We start from the raw sequence: 3,499 nt of genomic DNA, 5'->3' as shown, positions 1-3,499 counted from the left end.
TTTTCTAAGTGTTGTTTGTCTCCACTTACCATTACTGTGTAGGACTACCAAATTTTCGATAGTCCTGCATGGTAATGGTAAGTGGAGACAAACAACACTTAGAAAGAGAGCAAGTGGACATGATATTACTATAGCTTCCAAATTAAAATCCGACCTCCTTCACCTCCACTAACTAGAGTTTTACCATCTGAAGTAAATTGCACTGGATGATAACCACAAAGACTATCTAATAATTTTCCTGTCTGCAAATTCCACAATTTAACCGTACCATCTAGACTTCCACTAGCAAGAATTTGACTATCGGGAGTAATAGCAACAGATAAAACTGCACGAGAATGACCTTTGAATATATTCAGTAACTCACCTGTGCGAACATCCCAGAGTTTTATAGTTCGATCTGCACCACCACTTGCGATCGCTTGAGCATCTGAAGTAAAAGCAATTGAATATACTCCTCCAGAATGTCCCCTCAAAGTTTTCAGACTGACACAGGTTCCTGCTTGCCAAATTTTGATGGAACTGTCAGCACTACTACTAGCAAAAATGTGATTTTGAGGATGATTTTTTGCGGTATCAGTATTATTAACTTTGGCATAAGTGACACAGAAAACTTTATCTAAGTGTTCATGTAATTTGCAAAGTAATTCTCCATTACGTTGATTCCAAAGTTTAATTGTATGGTCAGCACTGCCACTTATTACGGTTTCATTATCTGGACTAATAGCTACTGACAAAATAGCACCACCCCGATGACTATAAGGATAACCTAAATGGCTATAAAATCTGTCTGCAATTGTTTTTTTCTGTAAGTTCCAAGCTAATATTGTTCTATCATCTCCACCACTGAATATTCTTCTACCATCAGCGGTAATAGCTATTGTATATACTTCGGCAGTATGACCTAAAAATTTATGCAAAAGTTGTCCTGTTTTGAGATTCCATAGTCTAATTATTTTGTCATCGCTGCCAGTTATTAAAGTAAAACCGTGGGGACTGATAGCTATGGTGTTTATAGAAACGTTATGCTCTTGGATAATTTGTACACTTTTCCATAACTGAGAGAGTTTTAAATAGTTTCTAATTTTTGTTTTTGTTGAAGATAAATTTGCTTTTTTCTTTTCAAATTCTATGACGTTATTCAGTGGTTTTGATTGATAGTTAAGATGTGGTTCTTCTGATAATTTTTGAGTGCTTTGATAGTGACTATTGATGTTGTTATGAAATATTTTTCCCCGCTTATATTCATTTGATTCTGCTACATTTTGTCTGTTTTTCCATGCTTCTACTTCTGCTTGTACAATTATACTGATATGAGGTACTTTCTCCGGCTCTTCTTGAGTTTTTTGTATTTCTTCTAAAGATTTTTTTTCTACTTGATAAATATGAGTTTTTGGGTGAATATTAGGAGTTGATTTATGGGAAATTTCTGTTAGTAATTCTGTAGCTGATTGATATCTTTCTTTTACTAGGTCTTTGACTAATTTATCTAAGACTTTTTCTAGGCGATCGCTAATTTCTCTTCCTTGTTGAACTAGATGCGATCGCCAGATTAATTCTCCACTAAATGGGTCAAATAGTTGGTTAGGTGCTATTTGAGTTAGCAAGTGAATACAGGTCATACCTAAACTGTAGAGGTCACTAGCTGGATATGCTTTACCTCCGCGTATTTGTTCTATTGGAGCATATCCTAATGTACCAGTGATAGTACCAATTTCACTCGCAAAATCCTGACTATTTAGTTTGGCAACGCCAAAATCTATTAAGACTAATTTATGTTTTCCTTTTTCTAGCGATCTTGAAGTATTAAATCGTAATATATTTTCTGGTTTTATATCTCTATGAATTACTTTTTCTTCGTGAATAAATTTTAATAATGGCAATAATTCTAATAATATTTCCCAGATTTTATTCTCGCTAAATACACCTTGTTCTTCTAATTCTTGGAGAAGAGTTTTTCCGGCGATAAATTGTTCTACCAAATAAAGATTTTCTTGCTCTTCAAAGTAAGCATATAAAGTGGGGATTTGAGGATTATCTCCCAATTTTAATAGTTGCTCTGCTTCTCTTTTAAATAATTCTGATGCTTTTTCAGTAGAGATTAAGTTGTGATTTTGTGGAAAAAATTGTTTGACTACGCAGGATGTATTAAATCTATCTAAATCCACTGCTAAAAAAGTTCTGCCAAAGCTGCCGTTGCCAATAGGTTTAATTACTTGATAATGTCCTCGCAGTAACAATTTTGAACCGCAAGCTTGGCAAAATTCTACATCGTTGGGATTTTGAGGTTGTTGGCAATGTAAGTTGAGGCAATAACTCATAGAAAAAAATTAGTAAATTTAATACTTAATAGGAATTTGTACTGCTTCTTCCTCAGATTTTTTATATATTTTGTAAGCATTTAGCTGTCAGGATTCAGCTATCAGCTATTAATTCATTACCTTGATAGCAAGGAATTAGTATTGAGAGATTTAATGATAATTCAAAGTATTGGAAAAAAAACTAACCTTGACCTTAGCAGTGTATATTCATTATTTATGAAACAGCTAAAAGCTGACTGCGAGCTAGCTGAATGCTTACTATATTTTTTTATTTTATAAAAATCTCATAGATACTATAGTATCCATAATTTACTCAAATTCTCATAAAAATCAGTAAATTAAATAAAATTTTAATGATTATTAGTCAATTCAGTATTGACTATAACAAAATAGGTATGATATAAGATTTATTAAGAGTTAAACTGAGTTTGATTATGGAAAATAGTGGTTGGCTTGATTTACTGAGTGGTGGTTTAGCAGTAGCAATTTTAATTGGGGGATTAATATTATTATTTAAAGGTATTTCTTCAATGCCAAAATAAAAACTTTAGACGGAGGAGTCAGTCCTCAGTCCTCAGGAGAGAAGAAAGAAGAAGAAACAGCAGGAGAAGGAGAAAGTGGCGTTGGTGATGCGTGGTTATGATTGTGCTTTAATGGCAATTGTCTAACTATTAACTGAAAAGCATTTTATATTTCGCTAAATTTAGGTTTCATAGCTTGATTCACCAACGCCGAGAAAGTTTTTTTATGATTAATTATCCGAACATGATATAAAAGCTTAGACGGAGGAGTCAGGAAGACCGAGTCAGGAGTCAGGAGGGAAGAAAGAAGAACAGAAGCAGAAAGTTTTATTATGACTAATTATCCGAACATGATATAAAACCTTGGAAAGCTTTTCTGAACTTTTTACCTGGTTGTTCTAGTAGGTTAGAACTTATGCTGATGATGAACCGAATAAGAAGAAATGTTTTTCCCGCTGTTCTCTGTTCCCTGCTATAAAATAGAAAAAACTGAACTAAATCCAAAAACAATGAGTGGGCAAACTCCCGACGGATTTTATGAATTAACTTCTGAGTCTGACAACTTTCAGCTAACTCCAGGATTACTTGTCAATTTGCCTGGTGGTCTACTTGGTTTATAGCGGTTTTCATTAATATAGAATACAACTATTTATGCAACTT

At 33.5% G+C, this 3,499-nt stretch carries 1 protein-coding gene; it reads right to left on the bottom strand.

From position 1 onward, the window contains the following. Nucleotides 1–128 precede the first annotated feature (128 nt). A complete protein-coding gene (locus F6K13_RS24140) occupies nt 129–2,318 on the bottom strand; it encodes a serine/threonine-protein kinase (protein WP_124146719.1) in 2,190 nt (729 codons plus the stop codon). Nucleotides 2,319–3,499 lie beyond the last annotated feature (1,181 nt).

This window comes from Okeania sp. SIO2B9 (assembly GCF_010672505.1).
GTDB lineage: Bacteria > Cyanobacteriota > Cyanobacteriia > Cyanobacteriales > Microcoleaceae > Okeania > Okeania hirsuta.
The sequence above is the reverse complement of the archived record's forward strand: the minus strand, read 5'-3'. Positions and strand labels throughout refer to the sequence as shown.